This is a genomic window from Ruminococcoides sp. (genome assembly GCF_057037865.1).
Window position 1 is genome coordinate 63,957 of the sequence record NZ_DBLZMS010000004.1, and the last position, 21,701, is coordinate 85,657.

At 41.4% G+C, this 21,701-nt stretch carries 22 protein-coding genes; 20 read left to right on the forward strand and 2 right to left on the reverse strand.

The genetic code is table 11. From position 1 onward, the window contains the following. Window positions 1–30 precede the first annotated feature (30 nt). The 6 genes from AC2HW8_RS04795 to AC2HW8_RS04820 all read left to right on the forward strand — a co-directional run bounded on the left by AC2HW8_RS04795 (window position 31) and on the right by AC2HW8_RS04820 (window position 6,681). On the forward strand, window positions 31–1,311 hold the full coding sequence (locus tag AC2HW8_RS04795; protein ID WP_021884155.1) for an aspartate aminotransferase type Ic: 1,281 nt from the start codon (window positions 31–33) through the stop codon (window positions 1,309–1,311). A 250-nt stretch (window positions 1,312–1,561) separates the two neighbouring features. Beyond that, window positions 1,562–2,983, forward strand: a complete 1,422-nt coding sequence (secD, locus tag AC2HW8_RS04800; RefSeq protein ID WP_021884156.1) for a protein translocase subunit SecD — start codon at window positions 1,562–1,564, stop codon at window positions 2,981–2,983. Continuing rightward, on the forward strand, window positions 2,976–4,001 hold the full coding sequence (secF, locus tag AC2HW8_RS04805) for a protein translocase subunit SecF (protein ID WP_117967403.1): 1,026 nt from the start codon (window positions 2,976–2,978) through the stop codon (window positions 3,999–4,001). Before secD ends, secF begins: the two co-directional genes overlap by 8 nt. 118 nt (window positions 4,002–4,119) lie before the next feature. After that, window positions 4,120–5,106, forward strand: a complete 987-nt coding sequence (locus AC2HW8_RS04810) for a metal ABC transporter substrate-binding protein (protein WP_295024266.1) — start codon at window positions 4,120–4,122, stop codon at window positions 5,104–5,106. Beyond that, on the forward strand, window positions 5,106–5,852 hold the full coding sequence (locus AC2HW8_RS04815; protein WP_021884158.1) for a metal ABC transporter ATP-binding protein: 747 nt from the start codon (window positions 5,106–5,108) through the stop codon (window positions 5,850–5,852). The genes AC2HW8_RS04810 and AC2HW8_RS04815 overlap by 1 nt, the downstream gene beginning before the upstream one ends. After that, a complete protein-coding gene (locus tag AC2HW8_RS04820; protein WP_021884159.1) occupies window positions 5,845–6,681 on the forward strand; it encodes a metal ABC transporter permease in 837 nt (278 codons plus the stop codon). Before AC2HW8_RS04815 ends, AC2HW8_RS04820 begins: the two co-directional genes overlap by 8 nt. Window positions 6,682–6,684: 3 nt before the next feature. Here AC2HW8_RS04820 and AC2HW8_RS04825 read toward each other — a convergent pair whose 3' ends face one another. Further along, window positions 6,685–7,065, reverse strand: a complete 381-nt coding sequence (locus tag AC2HW8_RS04825) for a DUF4363 family protein (protein ID WP_046432254.1) — start codon at window positions 7,063–7,065, stop codon at window positions 6,685–6,687. A gap of 4 nt (window positions 7,066–7,069) precedes the next feature. Continuing rightward, window positions 7,070–7,738, reverse strand: a complete 669-nt coding sequence (locus tag AC2HW8_RS04830) for a DUF421 domain-containing protein (protein WP_015524058.1) — start codon at window positions 7,736–7,738, stop codon at window positions 7,070–7,072. Window positions 7,739–7,819: 81 nt separating this feature from the next. Here AC2HW8_RS04830 and AC2HW8_RS04835 point away from each other — a divergent pair, with 81 nt between their 5' ends. The 14 genes from AC2HW8_RS04835 (at window position 7,820) to recN (ending at window position 21,668) form a co-directional block, all read left to right on the forward strand. Further along, complete coding sequence (locus tag AC2HW8_RS04835) at window positions 7,820–9,274, forward strand: spore germination protein (RefSeq protein WP_484327219.1); 1,455 nt, start codon at window positions 7,820–7,822, stop codon at window positions 9,272–9,274. Further along, window positions 9,274–10,341, forward strand: coding sequence for a hypothetical protein (locus AC2HW8_RS04840; RefSeq protein ID WP_484327220.1), 1,068 nt, complete (start codon window positions 9,274–9,276; stop codon window positions 10,339–10,341). Before AC2HW8_RS04835 ends, AC2HW8_RS04840 begins: the two co-directional genes overlap by 1 nt. After that, window positions 10,334–10,924 (forward strand): hypothetical protein, encoded by a 591-nt coding sequence (locus AC2HW8_RS04845; protein ID WP_117847431.1) that lies wholly within the window; start codon window positions 10,334–10,336, stop codon window positions 10,922–10,924. The genes AC2HW8_RS04840 and AC2HW8_RS04845 overlap by 8 nt, the downstream gene beginning before the upstream one ends. 174 nt (window positions 10,925–11,098) lie before the next feature. Beyond that, entirely contained in the window at window positions 11,099–12,067 is a 969-nt protein-coding gene (gene hprK / locus AC2HW8_RS04850) for an HPr(Ser) kinase/phosphatase (protein WP_021884165.1), read from the forward strand. 68 nt (window positions 12,068–12,135) lie between these two features. Continuing rightward, window positions 12,136–13,041, forward strand: coding sequence for a UDP-N-acetylmuramate dehydrogenase (gene murB, locus AC2HW8_RS04855; protein ID WP_117523570.1), 906 nt, complete (start codon window positions 12,136–12,138; stop codon window positions 13,039–13,041). Between the two features lie 19 nt (window positions 13,042–13,060). Beyond that, entirely contained in the window at window positions 13,061–13,924 is an 864-nt protein-coding gene (rapZ, locus tag AC2HW8_RS04860; protein ID WP_117519607.1) for an RNase adapter RapZ, read from the forward strand. A 9-nt stretch (window positions 13,925–13,933) separates the two neighbouring features. Next, window positions 13,934–14,869: a DNA-binding protein WhiA gene (whiA, locus tag AC2HW8_RS04865; protein ID WP_117847434.1), complete on the forward strand. Its 936-nt coding sequence runs from the start codon at window positions 13,934–13,936 to the stop codon at window positions 14,867–14,869. Continuing rightward, complete coding sequence (gene xseB / locus AC2HW8_RS04870) at window positions 14,859–15,083, forward strand: exodeoxyribonuclease VII small subunit (RefSeq protein WP_015524050.1); 225 nt, start codon at window positions 14,859–14,861, stop codon at window positions 15,081–15,083. The genes whiA and xseB overlap by 11 nt, the downstream gene beginning before the upstream one ends. Then, window positions 15,076–15,951, forward strand: a complete 876-nt coding sequence (locus AC2HW8_RS04875) for a polyprenyl synthetase family protein (RefSeq protein WP_303664017.1) — start codon at window positions 15,076–15,078, stop codon at window positions 15,949–15,951. Before xseB ends, AC2HW8_RS04875 begins: the two co-directional genes overlap by 8 nt. 39 nt (window positions 15,952–15,990) lie before the next feature. Continuing rightward, window positions 15,991–17,862 (forward strand): 1-deoxy-D-xylulose-5-phosphate synthase, encoded by a 1,872-nt coding sequence (gene dxs / locus AC2HW8_RS04880; protein ID WP_021884169.1) that lies wholly within the window; start codon window positions 15,991–15,993, stop codon window positions 17,860–17,862. A gap of 1 nt (window position 17,863) precedes the next feature. Next, the gene (locus tag AC2HW8_RS04885) at window positions 17,864–18,670 is read left to right on the forward strand and encodes a TlyA family RNA methyltransferase (RefSeq protein ID WP_015524048.1); all 807 of its coding nucleotides are present in this window, start codon (window positions 17,864–17,866) and stop codon (window positions 18,668–18,670) included. 12 nt (window positions 18,671–18,682) lie between these two features. Then, window positions 18,683–19,540 carry an NAD(+)/NADH kinase gene (locus tag AC2HW8_RS04890; RefSeq protein ID WP_021884170.1) on the forward strand — a complete coding sequence of 286 codons (858 nt, stop codon included), beginning with the start codon at window positions 18,683–18,685 and terminating at the stop codon, window positions 19,538–19,540. Next, complete coding sequence (gene argR, locus AC2HW8_RS04895; protein WP_015524046.1) at window positions 19,540–19,986, forward strand: arginine repressor; 447 nt, start codon at window positions 19,540–19,542, stop codon at window positions 19,984–19,986. The genes AC2HW8_RS04890 and argR overlap by 1 nt, the downstream gene beginning before the upstream one ends. A gap of 14 nt (window positions 19,987–20,000) precedes the next feature. Continuing rightward, window positions 20,001–21,668: a DNA repair protein RecN gene (recN, locus tag AC2HW8_RS04900; protein ID WP_295239678.1), complete on the forward strand. Its 1,668-nt coding sequence runs from the start codon at window positions 20,001–20,003 to the stop codon at window positions 21,666–21,668. Window positions 21,669–21,701: the final 33 nt, after the last annotated feature.

Sequence of the window (21,701 nt, forward strand, 5' to 3'; positions counted from 1 at the left end):
TTGCAATAATATTTTAAGGAGTTATTCAAAATGGGTTATCTTGACTTGAGTAAGCAGGAACTTGAAAAAGAGTATGGCAATCTCGTAAAGAGATTTGAGGAGATTAAAGGTATGGGACTTAACCTCAATATGGCAAGAGGTAAGCCCAGCAAAGAACAGCTTGATCTTTCATTGCCTATGCTCGATACAATCAACAGCAAATCCGATTTTATCGGTGAGGATAAGATGGATTGCCGCAACTACGGACTTCTCAACGGTATTACAGAGTGCAGAAAGCTTTTTGCGGATATTCTCGGTGTAGATGCAGAGAATGTTATTGTAGGCGGTTCTTCAAGCCTTAATATGATGTTTGATACAATTTCATGCTTTATGACAGCTCCCGCTGTTGAGGGCTGCAAACCATGGTATGAAGTAAAGAACAGAAAATTCCTCTGTCCGGTACCGGGTTATGACCGTCATTTCGGCATTACTCAGTATTACGGCTTTGAGCTTATTCCGATTCCGATGGACGACAACGGTCCCGATATGGATATGGTTGAAAGACTCGTTTCTGAGGATGACTCAATCAAGGGTATTTGGTGCGTTCCGAAATATTCAAACCCTGCCGGCACCACATACAGCGATGAGGTTGTTAAGCGTTTTGCCGCTTTAAAGCCTGCCGCTAAGGATTTCAGAATTATGTGGGATAATGCTTACTGCATCCATGAAATCAGCGACACACCTGATGTTTTGCTCAACATTATGGATGAATGCAAAAAGACAGGTAATGAAGACCTCCCGATTCTTTTCTGCTCAACATCAAAGATTACTTTCCCCGGTGCAGGCGTAGCCGCAATGGCTGCATCTGAGAACAACCTCAAGGTTCTCCGTGAAAAATATAACTACGAAATCATTAGCTATGATAAGCTTAATATGCTCCGTCATGTAAGATTCTTCAAGAACTATGACGGCGTGCTTAAACATATGGAAAAGCACAAGTCTGTCCTTAAACCAAAATTCGAGATTGTTCTTGATACTCTCGACAAAGAACTTGCGCCTGCTGATATCGCATCATGGAAAAAGCCGCACGGCGGTTACTTTGTAAGCGTTGATGTTTTTGAAGGCACGGCAAAGAGAACCGTCGCTCTCTGTAAGGAGGCAGGAGTTGTTCTTACAGGTGCAGGTGCAACATATCCGCTCGGAATTGATCCAAAGGATTCCAACATCAGAATTGCACCGACCTTCCCTCCGAACCACGAGCTTGAAGTTGCTATGGATGTTTTTTGTATCTGTGCAAGGCTTGCAGCTTGCGAAAAGATTCTGAACAAGTAATCATCATTTGAAAATTTGGTTTGTCAGTTGGATTTTGGAAGAATTTTGTATGCAGTTTATGACATTAGAATGTATTTTTTGATAAATTCAATTCTTTTTTTATTAAATATTTCCGTATCCATTGACATTTTCCTAAAAAAATTCTATAATAACTCTGTTACGGTCTGTGATTGGATGTTCGTGACAGAGTTATTTTGACTTTTGAGCAAAATAAAATCACAGACAATTATTTAACGGAGGTTTCAAAGGCATGAAAAGAGTTCCAAAGCCTGTATTCTTTGTCGTAGCTTTGCTGATACTTGCCTTTTCGTTTACTGCGATTTTTGGTATTTCCTACTACACCGGCGATAACAAAACAACAGTATTAAAGGGCATCAGCGATATACGATGGGGAATTGACATCCGTGGCGGTGTTGAAGCAACATTCAAACCGGCAGGAGATGTTGACGCAACTGACGAGCAGCTTGAGTCTGCAAAGTCAATCATTGAATTAAGAATGGTATCTCAGGGTATCACAGATTATGAGCTTTATGCGGATGCAAAAAGCGACAGAATCATTGTTCGTTTCCCATGGAAGGAAGATTCCAACCAGAACGCAATTGAGGCAATCGAAGAGATTTCTTCAACAGCACAGCTTACTTTCCGTCCCGGAAAGGAATATTCAACAACAGATGTTGATTCAAACGGCGAGTATGTTTACAAAACTCCTACGGGCGACACAGCTAAGACAATCCTTATGGACGGTTCTTATGTTGAAAGTGCAACAGCAGGTATGACAACAGATCAGTCAACCGGTAAGAATTCATATGTTGTACAGCTCAAGCTCAAGAGTGACGGTGACAAGAACGGTAAAGAGCTTTTCGGTAACATCACCAAAGAATATCTCAACCAGACAGTATCAATCTGGATGGACGATATTATGCTTTCGTATCCGACCGTAAATGCAGAGATTACAGACGGCAACGCTGTTATTTCAGGTGACTTTACAGCTAAAGAGGCTCAGGACCTTGCATCAAAAATTAATGCAGGTGCTCTTCCGTTCCAGCTTGAAACATCAAACTACGGCACAATCAGCGCAACCCTCGGTGAGAACTCACTTGTTGCAATGGCATATGCGGGTGTTATCGCATTTATCATTATTGCAATCATTATGATTCTCTTCTACCGCTTGCCCGGTTTTGTTGCAGTTATCTCACTTCTCGGTCAGATGGGTCTTGCCATTGCGGCTGTATCAGGTTACTTCCCTGTATTCTCTTCATTCACAATGACGCTCCCAGGTATTGCGGGTCTTATCCTTTCAATCGGTATGGGCGTTGACTGTAATGTTATTACTGCCGAGCGTATCAAAGAAGAACTTAAAGCGGGCAGAACTCTTGACGGTGCTCTTGAAAGGGGTACAAAGAATTCACTTTCCGCTATCGTTGACGGTAATATGACCGTTATTATCGTATCAATTATCCTTATGCTTGTATTTGGTCCTGCAAATATTCTCTCAATCATCTTCGGTGAGTCTACAACAGGTACTATCTACTCATTCGGTTACACACTTCTTGTAGGCGTAATCGCTAACTTTATCATGGGTGTATTCTGTACAAGAATTATGCTCAGAAGTGTTGCAGGCTTTAAGTTCCTGCGTAAAAAATGGTTGTTTGGAGGTGCTAAGAATGACTGATAAAACTCAGACAAAGGCAGTTTCAAATGCCCCCCTTACAGATGGGGAATTTGCCGAAAAGTATAACAGAGGCCACAAGATTATTGACTTTGTAGGTCACAAAAAGATTTTCTTCGGAATTTCTCTTGCAATTATTATTATCGGTATCGTATGTAACTTTATTTTCGGTACACAGCTTGACATTCAGTTCTCTGGCGGTGCCACACTTAAATTCAGCTACAGCGGTGAAATCAATCAGTCTGAACTTACTGATTTTATTCAGGTTGAAACAACAGAGGACAGAATCACTACTACATATGCTCAGGATCTTATGGGTGACAGCGGCACAACGGTAACAGTTCAGTTCTCGGGTAACGATTCAATCAAAACCGATATTCAGAAGAACCTTGAATCAGACCTTCAGAAGAAGTATCCGGACAATAACTTCAAATGTCTTGAATCAAATTCGGTTGATGCTTCAATGGGTTTCAGCTTCCTTCTCAAGTGTCTTACTGCTGTTGCAATTGCAGCCGTGCTTATGGTTCTTTATGTAACAATCAGATTTAAGAAAATCGGCGGTCTTTCGGCAGGTGTTATGGCTCTCGTAGCCCTCTTCCACGATGTTGCAATGATTTACTTTATGTATGTAATCTTCCAGATGCCGATTGACGCAAGCTTCATCGCAGTTGTTCTTATGATTCTCGGTTATTCGCTTAACGATACAATTGTTATCTATGACCGTGTTCGTGAGGAAAAGAAGCTTGTCGGAAGCAAAACAGATGTTGGCAAGATATTCAACCTCAGCTGTACAAAGTGTATTAAGAGAACAATTATGACTTCTGTAACAACACTTTCGGCTATTCTTGTTGTTTATGTTGTTGCCTGTGCGTTCAATATCACATCTGTTCAGGGCTTTGCTCTTCCGATGATTATCGGTATCATATCAGGTTGTTATTCTTCAATCTGTATCGCAGGTCCGCTTTGGGTTATGTGGCAGCGTCATAAAAAGGCAAAGAAGCTTGCCGCTAAAGCTGCATAAAACAGCTTTCGGATAAATTTATCCGATTCTGCAAATAATTATAAAGGGGTTGCATAAAGATGTTTTATGCAATCCCTTTTGTGTATTAAGACTTTTTAAGCGTTATTTGGAGTGATATATGAAAAAACTTGTTTCAATTTTTCTTTCTGCCGTGATAATTTGCGGCTTGTTATTAATTTCCGCTTGTGACAGAACTGAAGATGTCGGGAAATCTGACGGTAAAATCAGCGTTGTAACAACGATTTTTCCTTACTATGATTTTGTAAGACAGCTTGCAGGCGATAAAGTTGATATTCGCCTGTTGCTTTCGCCCGGAAGCGATCCGCACAGTTATGAACCCAAACCGTCAGATATTACAGCAATTGAAAATTGCGATATTTTTATCTGCAACGGCGGTGAAAGCGACGAATGGGTTGATGGAGTTCTTTCGTCAATTGAAAACAAAGATGTAAAAGTGATGAAGATGATGGAGTATGTTCCTCTCAGACATGAACAGTCTATGGATCATGACCATGAACACGACAGTCATGAAGATATGGATGATGATGACGAAGGTCACGATCACGAAGAAGGGGAGGAGTATGACGAGCATGTCTGGACTTCAATCAGAAATGCAGAGCGTATGTCTGCCTCAATTGCAGATGAGTTGATGTCAGTTGACAGTAAAAATTCTAAATATTACAATGACAGAAAAACAAATTACATTTCACAGCTTGACAGCCTTGATAAGAAATTTACCGAAGTTGCAAATAACAAAAAGCGTGATACGCTTGTTTTCGGCGACAGATTTCCGTTTCTGTATTTTGTAAGCGACTACAACCTTGGATATGAATGTGCATTCCCGGGTTGCAGTCACGAAACCGAGCCGAGTACAGCCGTTGTTTCTCATCTGATTGATTTTACAAGAGAACACAATATACCCGTTGTATTCTATCTTGAGCTTTCAAGCGGCAAAATTGCTCGGATTATCTCTGAAGATTCTTCTGCAAAGACGATGCAGTTTTCTTCATGTCACAATGTCACAAAGGATGATTTTGAAAACGGCGCAACTTATATTTCTGTTATGGAACAAAATCTTGAAGCACTAAAGGAGGCGTTATACTGATGTCGCTTATTAAAATTGAAAATGCCTCGCTCGGTTATGAAGGCAAAACCGTTGTCAATGATATTTCGGTTGATATAAAAGAAAAGGATTATATCTGCATAGTTGGTGAAAACGGTTCGGGCAAAACTACTCTCATGAAAGCACTTCTCGGACTTTTAAAGCCATTGAGCGGTTCGATTACCTATAGTGACGGACTAAAACAGAATGAAATCGGCTACCTTCCGCAGTCAAGCGATATTCAGCGTGACTTTCCTGCGTCGGTGCAAGAGGTGGTGCTTTCGGGCTGTCTTAATAAAAAACACACCTTTTTCTATTCAAAGGAGCAGAAAAAAACTGCCGCCGAGAATATGAAGCTCACGGGCATTTATGATTTACGCAAAAAATGTTTCAGAGAGCTTTCGGGCGGTCAGCGGCAGCGTGTCATGCTCGCCCGTGCATTGTGTGCAACTCACAAACTGATTATTCTTGATGAGCCTGTAACGGGACTTGATCCGATGGCAATGGCTGATATGTACGCTCTCATCAAAAAGTTGAATGAAAGCGGAATCACGATTATTATGGTTTCTCACGATGTGAATTCAGCCGTGAGCAATGCCTCAAAAATTCTGCACCTTGCAAAGAATTGGTATTTCTACGGTACGGCACATCAGTATCTGCATTCGGATGCCGGCAAACGCTTTATTCTCAGCGATTGCCCGTGCGATGAATGTCAGCACAGAGTTCACGGAGGTGCTAAAAATGTTTGATATGATTTTTGAAATGTTTTCATACAATTTTATAGTCAGAGCATTCATTGTCGGCACGCTTGTTTCCTTGTGTGCGGCACTGCTTGGTGTTACGCTCGTTCTCAAACGGTATTCAATGATCGGTGACGGATTATCTCATGTGGGTTTCGGTGCGCTTGCAGTTGCGGCGGCACTAAATCTTGCACCGCTTGAAGTTGCTGTTCCTGTAATCATTATTGCGGCATTCCTGCTGTTAAGACTTTCCGAGAACAGTAAAATCAACGGTGATGCGGCAATCGCAATAATTTCAAGTACGGCACTTGCAATAGGTGTTGTATTTGTCAGTGTATCGGGCGTAAATACCGACCTCAACTCATACCTTTTCGGCAGTATTCTTGCCACTACAACAGCCGACGCAATTATGTGCGGAATCCTTGCACTTGTCGTAATCGTAATATTCATCTTGTTCTACAACAAGATTTTTGCCGTAACCTTTGACGAAACATTTTCAAGGGCAACCGGTCTTAAAACAGGCGTTTATAACACGGTAATTGCACTCCTTACGGCTCTCACAATTGTAATCGGTATGAGAATTATGGGTACTCTGCTAATTTCCGCACTTATAATTTTTCCTGCGCTTTCTTCCATGAGAGTTTGCAAAAAATTCAAGTCGGTAATTCTCTGTTCTGGTGTGCTTTCACTTTGTTGTTTCTTTGTCGGTATGTGCGTGTCATATTCATGCGACACCCCGACAGGTGCAAGCGTTGTAATAGTCAATGCCGCCGTTTTCCTCATATTCCGACTGGTCGAATTTATCAATTCCAAAATTAAAAAGAATAATTCTGTATAAGAATTACAAAATATTTTCAACTAACGGAAACTCGCTTTCTTTAATGGAGGCGAGTTCTTTTTTTGCCTGAACGCTTTCGGCAAAGTACATATCACGGTTCTGTTTTTGTGCAAATACGGTCATTCTCGAAATGCTTAATCCGATATTGTCAACATAATCGTGAATGAGCATGGTGTCAATCAATTTTGCGTTGTCATACCATTCTTTCTCGGTTTCTTCACATATTTTGAGTGCGTCTTCAAATTCAAGTCTGCTCATCAGTCTGTCGGCACATTCAATTTTTGCAATGAATGAATCCGTTTTGCCCGAAATAAATCCTGTTTCAACAGAAGCAAAGCATAGTGCCGCCAGAACAAGTGAAAGTGCAATGTAAATTCTTTTCATATTGTTATTCCTTCTTTATAATGTTGTAATTTCCGAGTGCGTCAAGAGTCATCAGAAAAACATTGCTCTGCTTAATATTTTTCTTTTGCAGAATATTTTTAACATAACCTTTTTCTTTTTCACATAAATTAAGCGAATTTTCAAGAATTTTTCCGTTGCTGACAACTACGGTTTCAATTTTATTGTCCTTAATTTTTAACCCGAAATCCTCGGCAGAAGGCTTTCTCTTCTCAGGCTTTTCAAGAACGCTCACCTCACCATTTGTTTCAACAATGCAGTATTGAACATCTTCGATTGAAAAAATACCCTGTTGTCTTAATCTGACACTCAAATCTTCTGTAGTAAGCCGCAGCTTTTTCATAGCCGATTGCAGAATCCTTCCGTCTTTAATTACTATAACGGGTTTTCCGCACACAAGACTTCTGAAACCGCTCCATTTCATCATAATAATGCTTGCGGTAATTTCAAGTGCAACGAGAATTGCAACGGGAATAACTCCGCTCAACAGCGGTTGAGATGTGTTCTGCATAGGAATTGATGCGATATCCGACACTATCATTGTGATTACAAGCTCGCTCGGCTGCATATCGCTCATCTGTCGCTTTCCCATTAACCTGACTGCCAGAATGACAAAGGCATAGAGCAAAATTGTTCTGATTATTGAAATTAACATAACATCACCGTTACTAATATTTGCATAATTTGAGCCGATATACCGCAAAATAAAAAGCAGATATATTAAGACGGTGATTAAATGTATAATTCATTAAAAGAAAATATTTCAACTCTGAAGAAAATGTTCAAAAATTCGGCAGACTTTACGGTTCGTGAAATGAATCTAAAGGGACAATGCAGTATAAAATCCGCAATAATCACAATTGAGGGAATGTGCGGAAAGGACACGCTTGCATTGTCGGTAATCAATCCTCTGCTCGATTATTATTTTGACTGCCAATCCCCCGATAAGGTTTTTGACCTTATAAAAAATACCGTGCTGACATCAAGTGAAATTGTCGAGTTCACGACAATTGACGAGGCAATCAGCTTTTCAACATCAGGTTTTGCCCTGCTTGTTGTTGACGGTTGCAGTCGTATGCTTGCAATCGGAGCACAGGGCTTTTCATTCAGAAGTGTTTCGGAACCCGAAAGTGAGGTAGTGCAGAGAGGCTGCAGAGAAGGTTTTACAGAACCGCTGAGAATCAATATGACTTTAATAAGACGAAGAATCAAAAGTCCCGACCTTGTTTTTGAAACCATAACAAGCGGATACAGTTCAAACACGCAGATGATGATTTGTTATCTTCAAAACAGCGTGTCAAAGCAAATTCTTAAAGCAATCAGAGAACGGCTTGAAAACTGCAATCTGAAAATGATTCTTGCGTCGGGATATTTAAGCAGTTATCTTGAAGACAACAATTCAAAATCACTTTTTTCGAGTGTCGGGATTTCCGAAAGACCGGATACGGTCTGCGGAAAGCTGTCGGAGGGCAGAGTGGCAATTCTGATTGACGGAACACCGTCGGTGATAATCATTCCGCACCTTTTTGCAGAAGAATTTCAAAGCGTTGATGATTATTCAAACCGCCCGTATTATGCGGCATTTATACGGATTTTAAAGTATATTTCGTTCCTCATAGCCGTATTTTTGCCGGGAATATACACGGCTTTTGCACAGTTTCATCCCGAATATTTTCCGACCGGATTGCTCGTGAAAACATCTGATTCTTTGTCGCAAACACCTTTACCCGTAACACTTGAAGTTATTCTCATAACCTTTATCTATGAAGTTATGAGAGAGGCCGGACTGCGTATTCCGAAGCCGCTCGGACACGCTGTCAGCATTGTCGGAGCGCTTGTAATCGGTGAAAGTGCCGTCAGCGCAGGCATAATCAGCTCGTCAACTCTTATGGTTGTTGCAACTGCGGCAATTTGCAGTTATGTCACATTCGCACTCTATCCGCCTATTATGGTGTTGAGATTTTTCTGCGTTATCGCAGGCGGAATGTTCGGCTTGTGGGGAATAGTTCTGCTCACCTGCGGAGTGCTTGTCAATATGTGTTCCAAAACATCAGTCGGCGTGCCGTATATGTCATCGCTTGCACCGTTCTCGTGGCGGAGTATGCGTGATGTCTTTGTCAGAGCAGATTGGAAAAGGCTTTCAAAGCACACAATCAAGGTTCAGAAATTCCCCGAAACGGAGGAGATGTAATGCAATCGAATGTAACTTTTCCGTCAAAAAGACTTATGCTTTCGCTGTTTGTATGTTCTGTACTTCCGATATTGTTAATGGGGCGGAGCTTTTTGCAGAGCGACAATATTTTTTCAAGCCTTGCGTCAATCGGATTCGGAATATTTTTCACGCTGTTGTGTTTTGTTCCTTTTTATTCGATAAAGCACAGAACAAGACTTGATTTCTCAGCCTTTGCAAAAAACACATCGCAAACGGGCTTTTTCTTTGTTTCTTCATATTATTGTATGTATTTCACCGTGATAACCGTTTCTTTTCTGATTAGATTCTGCGATATGTTTGTTTCGGGAGTTAATCCCGATGTTGACACAAAGGTGATTGCCTTTTTGATACTTTGCATTTGTGTTTACGGTGCGTCAAAGGGGATAAATCCGCTTTCAAGAGTCAGCATTTTTGTGTTTGCGTTTCTCATAATTGCTTTTGCCGTGATATTTTTCGGAAATATAAAATCTTTTGAATTTGCACCGAACAGCACCTTTGTTACACCCGATTTTTCAAATATTCGGAGCAATGTTGCAGACTGTTTAATCTTTGCGTTTCTGCCTGTTATATTTGGATTCAATTCCACAAGCACCAAAAATCTGTCGATAAAACAACCTGTAATTACAACTCTTATTATATTCGGCACATTAATGTTGACTTTGTTTTTTGCCGATTTTGTTATCGGTGCATATTCTGCACAGCAACCGTTTTCTGTTCAGCTATTGTCAAAAACCGCATATTTTGGTGATATGAAAGGCTTTGACAGCTTTTACCTTGCCGCAGTAACTGCCTGTATTTTTGTTTTTGTAACGGCTGTCCTCATCAGCGTTTCAAACTGCATTGTAAATACATCTTCAAAAAGAACGCTTGTTTTTGTTTCGATAATTGCGCTTATAATGTTTGTTTTGTTTGTTTGTGCAGATAGTTATAATGCTGTAAAAGAATTATTGCTGAACAATATTTTTCTGACTGTACTCAATTTTATTTCCGCACTTCTGATTCCCATAATCTATCTTTTTGTATATCGGAGAAAGCTTTATGAATAAAAAATTATTTTTACTGCCGATTATGGCAATTGTTCTGATTTTAGGCGGCTGCTCAAATTCAAACCGCATCGATACTTCTTCGCTTGTTCAGACGATTACTGCAGAAAACAAATCGGGCAAAGCCGTGTATAATTTCTATCTGCTTGAGAACAGCGAGGATGTGCAAGGTGTTTCGGTTGAGGCTGACAGCCTTGAAAAAGCCGTAATATCGGCAAAGAAAGCCTATATCCCTGCGCTGACACTTTCAAAGCTTGAATTGTATCTTATCGACTCAAATCTCGGAGAAAAAACTCTCAAAACCGATATTGACTATATTTCAAAAGAAACCGCAATTTCACCTTTGACCTATACTGCCCTTTCGGATACAAAAACTTTGCAACTTTTTTCAAAAGATAAAAACGCACTGAAAAAAGTTAAAGAACACATTGTTCTGTTGAAGAATAATAATAACAACCTTTCCGTGACATCTTTATCCATATTCAATAATTTTAAGGGTAAAAACAACGGCTATTTGAGTATTTGTTATATTAGTTCCGATAAAGAATTAAAAGCAGACATTGTTAAAACAGTAACAGAAAAATGAGAAAATTTTATTAAAAATTGAAAAATAATTCACAAAAAGACTTTATCAAAACTGCGTTATGGTGTATAATAGCAATAAGTATATAGCCTGAGAGCATACATCTGCCCGTTAGGCGGCAGAGCGGTTGCTCTGATTTGTGAAAGGTAATAAATATTTAAGATAGGACGATGATTTATGTCTGTTGAATTTTCTGTTCCGCTGTCGCAAATTGCAGAAGCATTGAACCTCACCGAAGTTTATGTTGCTGAAAATTACAAGGAAACTAACATATCGACTGTTGAAATCAACAGACCGGGACTTGAGCTTACGGGTTATCTTGAATTCTTTGACAACAAGCGAATTCAGGTTCTCGGTAATACAGAGTTCTCATATCTCGGCAGATACGGTCCGGAGGCTCAGAAAATGGTTATTGACTCCATTTTCAGCTTTGGTCCTCCGGCTGTAATAATCTGCCGTGATATTGAACCGTCAAACGCAATTCTCGAAAGTGCAAAGCTGCACAAGGTGTCTATTTTCAGCACCCCGCAGAGTACATCGGATCTTACTGCGTCACTTGTACAATATCTTAACAAAGAGCTTGCTCCGAGAATCACCCGTCACGGCGTTCTTGTTGAAGTGTACGGCGAAGGCTGTCTGCTTACGGGCGACAGCGGTGTCGGTAAGAGCGAAACCGCAATTGAGCTTATTAAGCGTGGTCACCGTCTTGTTGCCGATGATGCCGTAGAAATCAGAAGAACTGCCCAGACTACACTCTATGGCCAGTCGCCCGAAAATATCCGTCACTTCATTGAGCTTCGAGGTATCGGAATTATCAATGCCAGAAAACTTTTCGGTATGGGCGCTATCAAGCTGCAGGAAAAGATTGATATGGTAATCAACCTTGAGCAATGGGACAGCGCAAAGGTTTATGACAGAATGGGACTTGACAACGAATACATGAAGATTCTCGGTGTCGAAGTGCCTACTCTTACAATTCCCGTAAAGCCCGGCCGTAACCTTGCCGTAATCATAGAGGTTGCCGCCATGAATAACAGACAGAAGAAAATGGGCTACAATGCAGCAAGAGAACTTCTCAAAAATCTCGGAATGGCTGTTGAGGATCTTCCGCCGTCACCAAAGGTTATTGTTGATACATGGGAATAATTCCGCTTTGTAACGGAATACAGGGAACAGAAATTTCATATTCTAAACTAACAACGGAGGGTAATTGAATGGACACTACCGATATTATATATAATTGTGCTCAAAAGCTTGATTGTGATGCAAGACGATTTGAACCGATGAGCAGACACACTTCATTTAAAATCGGCGGAAAAGCAGATGTTTACATAAAGGTGACAAATCTTTCTCAGCTGATGAAAATTTTAAAGGAATGCGATGCCTGCAAGGAGAAGTATATTCTTCTCGGCAATGGCAGTAATGTTCTGGTTCCGGATGAGGGAATCCACGGCACGGTTCTCCGTCTTGACGGTGATTTCAGGAATATTTCATTAATTGACGATACAACAATCTATTGCGGCGCAGGTGCGGCTTTGGGAAGTCTGTGTAAGTTTGCCCAAAAATGCGGACTTTCGGGACTTGAATTTGCATGGGGAATTCCGGGAACAGTCGGCGGTGCTTTGTTTATGAACGCAGGTGCATACGGCGGTGAAATGAAAGATGTTGTATACAGCGTTTCTCACATCACACAGAACGGCGATATCGGCAGAACAGAGGCGGAGAATCTTGAGTTTGGCTACAGAACAAGCGTTTACCGCAAAAACGGTTGCATAATCACAGGTGCGGTATTCAAACTTAAAAAAGATGATCCCGAAGAAATTCAGAACAGAATGAACGATTATATGAATCGCCGTTCAACAAAACAGCCGCTTGAATATCCGAGCGCAGGCAGTGTGTTCAAAAGACCGGAGGGTGCGTTTGCAGGTGCGCTCATTGAGCAATGCGGACTCAAGGGCAAAACAGTCGGCGGTGCTCAGGTCAGCGAAAAGCACGCAGGATTTATCATCAACAAATCAAAGGCTACGGCTGACGATGTAAAACAGCTTGTGTCGGAAATTCAGAAAACTGTTGAAAATGAAACAGGCTACAAGCTTGAATGTGAACTTATTTTTCTATAAAGCAAAAAGGTGTAATTTTATGGAATTTGTAATCATTACGGGAATGTCGGGTGCAGGCAAAACAGGCGCTCTTCATGTGCTTGAAGACATCGGTTATTATTGTGTTGACAATCTTCCGTCAAGTCTGTTGTCAACACTCTACCGACTTTGCCTCAAATCTGAAGATGATTCAATGAAGAGGGTTGCGGTTGTTGTCGATGTAAGAGGAAATGAAAAATTTGAGGAAATGTGTTCCCAGATTGAACACTTCAAAATGCATTACGAAAATGTAAAGGTATTGTTCTTTGACGCAATGACGGACAGGCTCGTTGTTCGTTATAAGGAAACAAGAAGAAGACATCCTCTTTCGGATAAACTCAAGGACGGTTCGGTACTGTCTGCCGTTGAGCTTGAAAGGGAGCTTCTTTTGCCTATTAAAAGAACAGCCGATTATAACATTGACACTACATATATGTCAAACAAACAGCTCCGAGAGCGAATTATGTCAATGTTCATGGAAGACACTTCACAAAGCATTACGCTGACATTTATGTCATTCGGTTTCAAATACGGAATTCCGCTTGAGGCAGATCTCATTATGGATGTGCGTTGTCTGCCTAATCCTTTTTACATTCCCGAACTCAAACATCTTACAGGACTTGACAAAGATGTGCGTGACTATGTTCTTGAAAGTGAAGAAACAACCGAATTTTTAAAGCGACTTTTGAGTATGCTCGATTTTTCCGTACCGCTCTATCTCAAAGAGGGCAAAAGCGAGCTTGTTGTCGGCATAGGTTGTACGGGCGGCAAGCACAGAAGTGTTACAATCGCAATGCAGCTGAACGACCACTTTCGTGAAAAAGGCTATAGGTGTGTTATTCAGCACAGAGATATTGACAGGTAAGGTGCAGAGATGTCATTTTCCTCGGATGTAAAAAAAGAAATTTGTTCGGTTGAACAGTTTGACCGTGAGGCTCTCAAAGCGGAGCTTTACGGAATGCTTTTATTCAGCAGAAATTTTTCTCCGAACAAAATAACCTTCACAACAGAAAGCAATTATGCGGGAAATCGTCTTATATTTCTTTTGCAGAATTTATATATGCCGATAATTGAAAAACAATCGGCTTTGCGAACAAAATCAAGCGATAGTCATCTTTACAAAATAATTGTGGTTGACGGAAACGATTGCAAGCGTATTTTTGAAGATTTCGGTCATACGGACGGTCAGATTACTTTGCGTGTCAACAGGGCAAATCTTTCAAGCGAAGAACTTTCGCAAGCGTTTTTGCGCGGAGTTTTTCTTAGCTGCGGTTCGGTATCCGATCCCATGAAAAGCTATCATCTTGAATTCTGTGTTCCGCACAAAAATCTTTCTCAGGATTTGTGCAAGATTCTTTCCGAAATAACCGAATGTACCCTTATTCCAAAAACGGTTGTCCGCAGCGGCAGTTACATTGTCTATTTTAAGGAGAGCGAGCAGATTTGTGACTTGCTTACCTACATAGGCTCACCGATAAGATCAATGGAAATTATGGGTACAAAGGCAATAAAGCAGGTTCGCAACAATGTGAACCGCAGAATTAACGGCGAGGTTGCGAATATCGGAAAAATCGCAACAGCGTCTGCAAAACAGCTCAGTGCAATCGAACATATAAAAAAGACAGTCGGAATCGATTCTTTGCCCGAGGACTTGCGTGAAATCGCATATTTAAGGCTTGAAAATCCCGATATGTCACTTCGTGATTTGGGACAGAATCTTTCAACCCCAATCAGCCGAAGCGGTGCAAATCACCGTATGCAAAGACTGCTTGAATATGCAGGTACAGAGGTAAAAACCAATGGAAAATAAAAATTTGACTTTTGAGCAGGCAAACGAACTGCTTGAAAAAACGGTTTCAAAAATGGAGAGCGGTGAACTTACTCTCGAACAGACAATGGAGGAGTACGCAAAAGCGTGTGAACTCCTTGCTTATTGTATGAAACAGCTTGAACAATGCAAGGGTAAAATTATTGATATAAACGAGAGAATTTCAAAGCTTTCAAAGGGTGATGACAATGACTAAAGATTATGCAAATAATATTGAAAACGCTTTAAAGAGCTGTCTGCCGAGTACGGATTGCCGTGAAAAAAAGCTGATTGACGCAATGGCTTACAGCCTTGAGGCAGGCGGAAAGCGTGTCCGTCCGTATCTTGTGTTCTCGTTTAACAGCCTTTGCGGCGGAAGTGAAGAGTCTGCAACGGCATTTGCCTGTGCAATTGAAATGATTCACACATATTCTCTCATTCACGATGATTTGCCGTGTATGGACAACGATGACCTCAGAAGAGGCAAGCCGTCAAACCACAAGGTATTCGGCGAAGATATCGCATTGCTTGCAGGCGACGCCCTTCTGACGCTTGCCTTCGAAACCCTTACAAACGAAAAGACAGTAAAAATCTGCGGAACTTCTGCGTGTTGCAGAGGTGTTTCCGTACTTTCAAAATACGCAGGTGCGACAGGAATGATAGGCGGTCAGGTGATTGACCTTATGAGCGAAAACACAAACGCTCCGATTGAAGTCCTTCGTGAAATGGACTACAAAAAAACAGCCTGTCTTATCAAAGCGGCTTGTGAACTGGGCTGTATAAGCGCAGGTGCAAACGATAAGCAAATTAAAGCCGCCTCTGAATTCGGCGAATGCATCGGTATTGCGTTTCAAATTCAGGACGATATTCTCGATGTAACCTCCTCCGATGAGGAACTCGGCAAGCCTGTAGGCAGTGACGCAGAAAACAGCAAATCAACCTATGTTTCACTTCTCGGAATTGAAAAGTGCCGTGAGCTTGTTGATGAACTTACCGAAAAAGCTGTCAACGCACTTCATGGCTTTGACGGTGATACAAAAGAACTTGAAGAATTTGCTTACAAGCTTGCAAAGAGAAATAAATAATTTTTTGCAAATATTAATTATACGGATAGGAAATAAATTATGGGTGAGTATGAACTGCTTTCTAAAATTAAATCACCGCATGATGTCAAAAAGCTTAATGACGAACAGCTTGAAAAGCTGTGTACCGAAATAAGGGAAAAGCTCGTTGAAACCGTGTCTGTAAACGGCGGACATCTTTCACCGAACCTCGGTGTTGTTGAACTTACCGTTGCTCTTGAGCGTAGCTTTAATCTGCCGAAAGACAGCATTGTATGGGATGTCGGACATCAGGCATATACCCACAAGCTGCTGACGGGACGCTACGAGCAGTTTGACACAATCCGCAAAAAAGGCGGAATTTCAGGCTTTCCGAAGCGTGCCGAGAGCAAATACGACGATTTTAACACAGGTCACAGCAGTACATCAATATCAGCCGCATACGGAATTGCAAGAGCAAAACACCTTATGGGCGACCAAAGCTACACCGTTGCCGTGATTGGTGACGGTTCATTTACGGGTGGACTTGCTTTTGAGGGAATGAACAACTCAGGCAGATTCAACAAGAACTTTATTGTTGTTCTCAATGATAACAAAATGTCCATTTCACCGAATGTAGGCGCATTGTCACGCTACCTTACAACGGTAAGAATTCAGCCGTGGTATATGCGAGTCAAGAAAATTACGGAAAAAATTCTTTTACACATTCCGCTTATCGGAAAACCTCTGAAAAGATTTCTTCAGGGAGGAAAGTCTAAACTTAAAAATCTTGTGTACAAAAACACTCTTTTTGACTGCTTCGGTTTTACCTATCTCGGACCTATTGACGGACACAACATTGATGAGCTTGAAAATGCGTTTGAGTGTGCAAAAAAGGTGAATTCTCCCGTTCTTGTTCATGTTGTTACCAAAAAAGGCAAAGGCTATCAGCCTGCCGAGGACAATCCGGGCGGATTTCACGGAATAGGCAGGTTTGATATTGATTCGGGCGAACCGCTTTCAAGTCACAAGGGATTTTCGGCTGAGTTCGGAAAGACTATGTGCGAATTTGCCGAGAATGATAAAAAGATTTGCGCAATTACAGCCGCAATGTCGGGAGGAACGGGACTTACCGAATTTTCAAGGCTTTTTAAGGAAAGATTTTTTGATGTCGGTATTGCTGAAGAACACGCAGTAACTTTTGGATGCGGACTTGCCGCAAAGGGTATGCGACCTGTTTTTGCCGTGTATTCAACATTTCTCCAGAGAGCCTATGACCAGCTTTTGCATGATGCGGCTCTCGGAAAGCTTCACCTCGTAATTGGGGTTGACCGTGCAGGAATTGTTGGTGATGACGGTGAAACTCATCAGGGTGTGTTTGATGTTTCGATACTCAACACCATTCCGAACACAACAATTTTTTCTCCGGCATATTTTGACGGTATGAGAAAATCTCTTTCAACCGCAATTTACATTTGCGACAGCCTCGCTGTTGTGCGTTATCCCCGTGGCGGAGAGCTTTACAAACCCGATGATTTCGGTGAAGAAGATCTTTCATACGATGTTTACGGAAATCCGAATTGTAAAAATCTTCTCATAACCTACGGCAGACTTTTCTCTTATGCCTGCAAAGCCAAGGAAACCCTTGCAAAACAGGGCGTTGAGATTTGCATATTAAAACTTTGCAGAATTAAACCGATTGACGAAAATGCCGTTGATTTTGCGGCAGATTTCGATAATGTGTGGTTTTTTGAAGAGGGCATCAAAAACGGCGGTATTGCGAGAAATTTCTCCGATTTACTCTGTTGCACACAGTTCTGCGGAGATTATCATATAAAGGCTATTGATGACAAATTTGTCAAGCAGATGTCTGTCAGCGAGGCTCTTCATGAACTGAAACTCGATGATGACGGAATGGTGAACACCATTACCAAAAATTTAAAGGAAAAGAATTAGAATGAAAAAAAGACTTGATATTCTTGTATATGAAAAGGGCTTTACCGACAGCCGTGAAAAGGCTAAGGCGATTATAATGTCGGGACAGGTTTATGTTGACAATCAGAAAGCCGACAAGTGCGGAACTTCTTATGATGAAAATGTTAAAATTGAAGTAAGGGGCAACACACAGAAATATGTCAGCCGTGGCGGTTTAAAGCTTGAAAAGGCCATAGACAATTTTGACTTTGATTTAAAAGATAAGATAACAATGGATATCGGTGCGTCAACGGGCGGCTTTACCGACTGTATGCTCCAAAACGGTGCAAAAAAGGTGTATTCAATTGATGTCGGTTACGGTCAGCTTGCTTGGAAGCTTCGCAACGATCCCCGTGTTGTCAATCTTGAACGCACCAATATGAGAAAGGTTACAAGGGAGCAGGTTCCCGATGAAATTGATTTTTTCTCGGTTGATGTTTCGTTCATTTCATTAAAGCTGATTCTGCCTGTTGCAAGACAGCTTATGAGCGAAAACGCACAGGCTGTCTGCCTAATCAAACCGCAGTTTGAGGCAGGCAGGGAAAAGGTGGGCAAAAAGGGCGTAGTTCGTGATCCTGCCGTCCATGTTGAGGTTGTCAGAAAAATATTTGATTTTTGCCTTGAAAACGGCTTTGATGTGCTTAATCTCGACTATTCGCCAATCAAAGGTCCCGAAGGCAATATAGAATACCTTATCCATCTTCGCAAAAGTGATGATCCAAAGTCATACACAGATGTAACACCCGAGCAGCTTGTTGAAAATTCACATGCCGCTCTTGACAAAAAATGAGCAGGTGCTTTTATGAAATTTGCATTAGTGGTCAATCTTTCAAAAGAACGGGCAATTAAATATGCAAAAAAGATTTCTCTTTTTCTTCTTGATAAAAATGCAGAAATTGCTATGATTGAGGAATGCAGTCAGTATTTTAAGGGAATTCACATTCATTATTCAAAAAATATTACGGAGCTTTTTGAATACTGCGATATGGCAATTACAGTAGGCGGTGACGGAACGATTATCCATGCCGCAAAATATGCCGCAAAAGCCGATAAACAGCTTATCGGTGTGAATGTCGGCAGACTTGGCTTTGCCGCAGATGTTGAACCGCACGAATATGAACAGCTTGAACGGCTTATTACGGGCGATTACACAACAGAGGAGAGAATTTTGCTTGATGTTGAGGTCATAAAAGAGGACGGCTCAAAGCACTATCTTGCAGTGAACGATGCCGTTGTCGCAAGAGGTCAGCTCTCAAAAACAATTGATTTGCACCTGACGCTTGACGGTGACGAAATTTCAAAATACAGAGCGGACGGTCTGCTTTTTGCAACTCCGACAGGCTCAACCGCTTATTCATTGTCGGCAGGCGGACCTATCCTCGCACCTAAAATGGAATGTATTCTTATGACTCCCGTTTGTCCCCATTCATTATTTTCCCGTTCCGTACTTTTCAGCGGAGAATCGGAGCTTTCGGTTCATGTGAAAATCCCCGAAGAATGCTGTTGCGTGCTGACAATTGACGGTGAAAAAAATGTTCCTGTTCTTGCAACCGACAGGGTTGTAATCCGCAAATCCGATTTAAAGCTTAAACTTGCGTTACTCCACAACCGCAATTTTTATAAACTGCTCAATGAAAAACTGAAAGAGAGGGATTTTTGATGAAAACAGGGCGACACGCACGAATTCTTGATATTATAGCCGAACATCCCATTGAAACACAGGATGAGTTGCTTACCCGACTTCGTGAAGAAGGTTTCAAGGCGACGCAGGCTACAATTTCAAGAGATATCAAGGATTTACGCCTTGTTAAAACTCTCGGAAGTGACGGAAAATATCGCTATGTTTCTGCATCTCGCAGTTCGACCGATATCCGTACCAATTTTTCAAATCTTTTCAGCACTTCGGTAAATTCAATAGATGTAGCACAGAATCTTGTTGTAATAAAAACCCTCAGCGGTATGGCACAGGCAGTTTGTGCCGCACTCGATTCTGCCGACTATCCGTCTGTTGTCGGAACAATTGCAGGTGACGATACAATCTTCATTGCCTGCCGAACAGCCGACCTTGCGGTGTCGCTTACCGAAGAACTCAAAAAGCTTATTTGACAGGACTGATTGAAATGCTCAGAACTTTATATATAGAAAACATTGCCGTGATTGAAAAAACTTCAATAGATTTTGAAAACGGTCTTAATGTCCTCACAGGTGAAACAGGTGCAGGTAAAAGTATAATAATTGACGCAATCAATGCAATTATGGGACAGCGGACATCAAAGGAAATTATTCGCACCGAGGCTGATTCAGCCTTTGTAAGCGCCCAATTTGACGATATTAACCAAAGCATTGTTGAAAAGCTTGATGAACTCGGCTTTTCCGATGACGAGGGAACACTCATTTTGCAGAGAACTCTCAACAGAAACGGCAAGAGCAGTTGTAAAATCAACGGCAAGCCTGCAACGGTTTCAATGCTCAAAGAACTTTCAAAGCACCTTATAAACATTCACGGTCAGCACGAAAGCTACGAACTTTTCTCTCCCGAAACTCATATTGATTATATTGACCGTTTCGGCGGTTGCGAAAAGCTTTTGACTGATTATAAAAAATGTTATGATGAATATAAAATTCTCAAAAAGAAATTAAATTCAGCCGATTCGGACGAAAGTGAAAGATTGAAAGAAATTGATTTGCTTTCATATCAGGTGAATGAACTCACAGAATCCGATGTTAAGCAGGGAGAAGAACAGGAGCTTGAGAGCGAAAGAACAGCGCTTATGAGCTTTGAGAAAATCTTTTCTCTGCTCAATGATGCTAAAATGGCTCTTGACGGTGACGAAAACTATGGCGGCGGTCTTGAATCGGTCGATTCTGCATCAACTGCCCTTCAAAAAGCGTCATCATATAATGCTGAATATGAAGAAATTGCAAATACGCTTACAGATGCATATTACAATTTAAAGGATTGTTGCGACAGCATTTCCGACGCCATTGATTCACTTGAATCCGATCCGCAAAGGCTTGAAGAAGTTGAAGAAAGGCTTGACCTTATCAATCGTCTTACAAGAAAATATAATTGTCCGTCAGACGAGCTTTCGGATCTTGCCGAAAAATATCAGGCAAGACTTGACGAACTTATGAACTATGACCGCAACCGTGACGAGCTTGCGGAAAAATGCAGAGAAAGCGAAGAAAAAATGCTTGCGGCTGCCGAAAAACTCGGTACTCTCCGCAGAAAAGCCGCAAAAACCTTTGCAACAAAAGTAAAATCCGAAATGGCATTTTTGAATATGCCGAATGTTGAGCTTGTTCCGTACTTTGAAAAGTGCGAACCAAATTCAAATGGTACGGATAAAATGGAACTGCTCATCTCCGCAAACCCGGGTGAAACACCTCGCCCTGTTGCAAAAATCGCATCGGGCGGTGAGCTTTCAAGAATGATGCTTGCAATCAAAACAGTTCTTGCAAGCACGGATACGGTTGATACCCTCATTTTTGATGAGGTTGACACAGGTATTTCGGGTTCAGCGGCAGAAAAGGTCGGCTTAAAACTGCGTGAAGTCAGCAAAAGCAGTCAGGTTCTCTGCGTGACACATCAGGCACAAATCGCAGCTCTTGCGGATTATCACTATCTTATCCGCAAACAGGTTGAAAAAGGAAGAACATTTACAAATGTAACCCTCCTTGACCATAACGGCAGAGCAGGCGAACTTGCACGAATAATCGGCGGTGTTGATATAACCGACGCCGCACTTAAACACGCAGAATCAATGCTTGAAAAGTATAATAACTAATATAAATCAACTATATAAACGAAAGGGAGCGGC

What these genes read in the sequence shown, in the direction of transcription:
- xseB (WP_015524050.1), top strand. Translation starts at nt 14,859, where the DNA reads ATGGAAAATAAAAATTTGACTTTTGAGCAGGCAAACGAACTGCTTGAA.
- murB (WP_117523570.1), top strand. Translation starts at nt 12,136, where the DNA reads ATGGACACTACCGATATTATATATAATTGTGCTCAAAAGCTTGATTGT.
- dxs (WP_021884169.1), top strand. Translation starts at nt 15,991, where the DNA reads ATGGGTGAGTATGAACTGCTTTCTAAAATTAAATCACCGCATGATGTC.
- argR (WP_015524046.1), top strand. Translation starts at nt 19,540, where the DNA reads ATGAAAACAGGGCGACACGCACGAATTCTTGATATTATAGCCGAACAT.
- AC2HW8_RS04795 (WP_021884155.1), top strand. Translation starts at nt 31, where the DNA reads ATGGGTTATCTTGACTTGAGTAAGCAGGAACTTGAAAAAGAGTATGGC.
- AC2HW8_RS04890 (WP_021884170.1), top strand. Translation starts at nt 18,683, where the DNA reads ATGAAATTTGCATTAGTGGTCAATCTTTCAAAAGAACGGGCAATTAAA.
- recN (WP_295239678.1), top strand. Translation starts at nt 20,001, where the DNA reads ATGCTCAGAACTTTATATATAGAAAACATTGCCGTGATTGAAAAAACT.
- AC2HW8_RS04820 (WP_021884159.1), top strand. Translation starts at nt 5,845, where the DNA reads ATGTTTGATATGATTTTTGAAATGTTTTCATACAATTTTATAGTCAGA.
- whiA (WP_117847434.1), top strand. Translation starts at nt 13,934, where the DNA reads ATGTCATTTTCCTCGGATGTAAAAAAAGAAATTTGTTCGGTTGAACAG.
- AC2HW8_RS04810 (WP_295024266.1), top strand. Translation starts at nt 4,120, where the DNA reads ATGAAAAAACTTGTTTCAATTTTTCTTTCTGCCGTGATAATTTGCGGC.
- AC2HW8_RS04840 (WP_484327220.1), top strand. Translation starts at nt 9,274, where the DNA reads ATGCAATCGAATGTAACTTTTCCGTCAAAAAGACTTATGCTTTCGCTG.
- AC2HW8_RS04830 (WP_015524058.1), bottom strand. Translation starts at nt 7,738, where the DNA reads ATGTTAATTTCAATAATCAGAACAATTTTGCTCTATGCCTTTGTCATT.
- AC2HW8_RS04875 (WP_303664017.1), top strand. Translation starts at nt 15,076, where the DNA reads ATGACTAAAGATTATGCAAATAATATTGAAAACGCTTTAAAGAGCTGT.
- hprK (WP_021884165.1), top strand. Translation starts at nt 11,099, where the DNA reads ATGTCTGTTGAATTTTCTGTTCCGCTGTCGCAAATTGCAGAAGCATTG.
- AC2HW8_RS04815 (WP_021884158.1), top strand. Translation starts at nt 5,106, where the DNA reads ATGTCGCTTATTAAAATTGAAAATGCCTCGCTCGGTTATGAAGGCAAA.
- rapZ (WP_117519607.1), top strand. Translation starts at nt 13,061, where the DNA reads ATGGAATTTGTAATCATTACGGGAATGTCGGGTGCAGGCAAAACAGGC.
- AC2HW8_RS04845 (WP_117847431.1), top strand. Translation starts at nt 10,334, where the DNA reads ATGAATAAAAAATTATTTTTACTGCCGATTATGGCAATTGTTCTGATT.
- secD (WP_021884156.1), top strand. Translation starts at nt 1,562, where the DNA reads ATGAAAAGAGTTCCAAAGCCTGTATTCTTTGTCGTAGCTTTGCTGATA.
- secF (WP_117967403.1), top strand. Translation starts at nt 2,976, where the DNA reads ATGACTGATAAAACTCAGACAAAGGCAGTTTCAAATGCCCCCCTTACA.
- AC2HW8_RS04835 (WP_484327219.1), top strand. Translation starts at nt 7,820, where the DNA reads ATGTATAATTCATTAAAAGAAAATATTTCAACTCTGAAGAAAATGTTC.
- AC2HW8_RS04885 (WP_015524048.1), top strand. Translation starts at nt 17,864, where the DNA reads ATGAAAAAAAGACTTGATATTCTTGTATATGAAAAGGGCTTTACCGAC.
- AC2HW8_RS04825 (WP_046432254.1), bottom strand. Translation starts at nt 7,065, where the DNA reads ATGAAAAGAATTTACATTGCACTTTCACTTGTTCTGGCGGCACTATGC.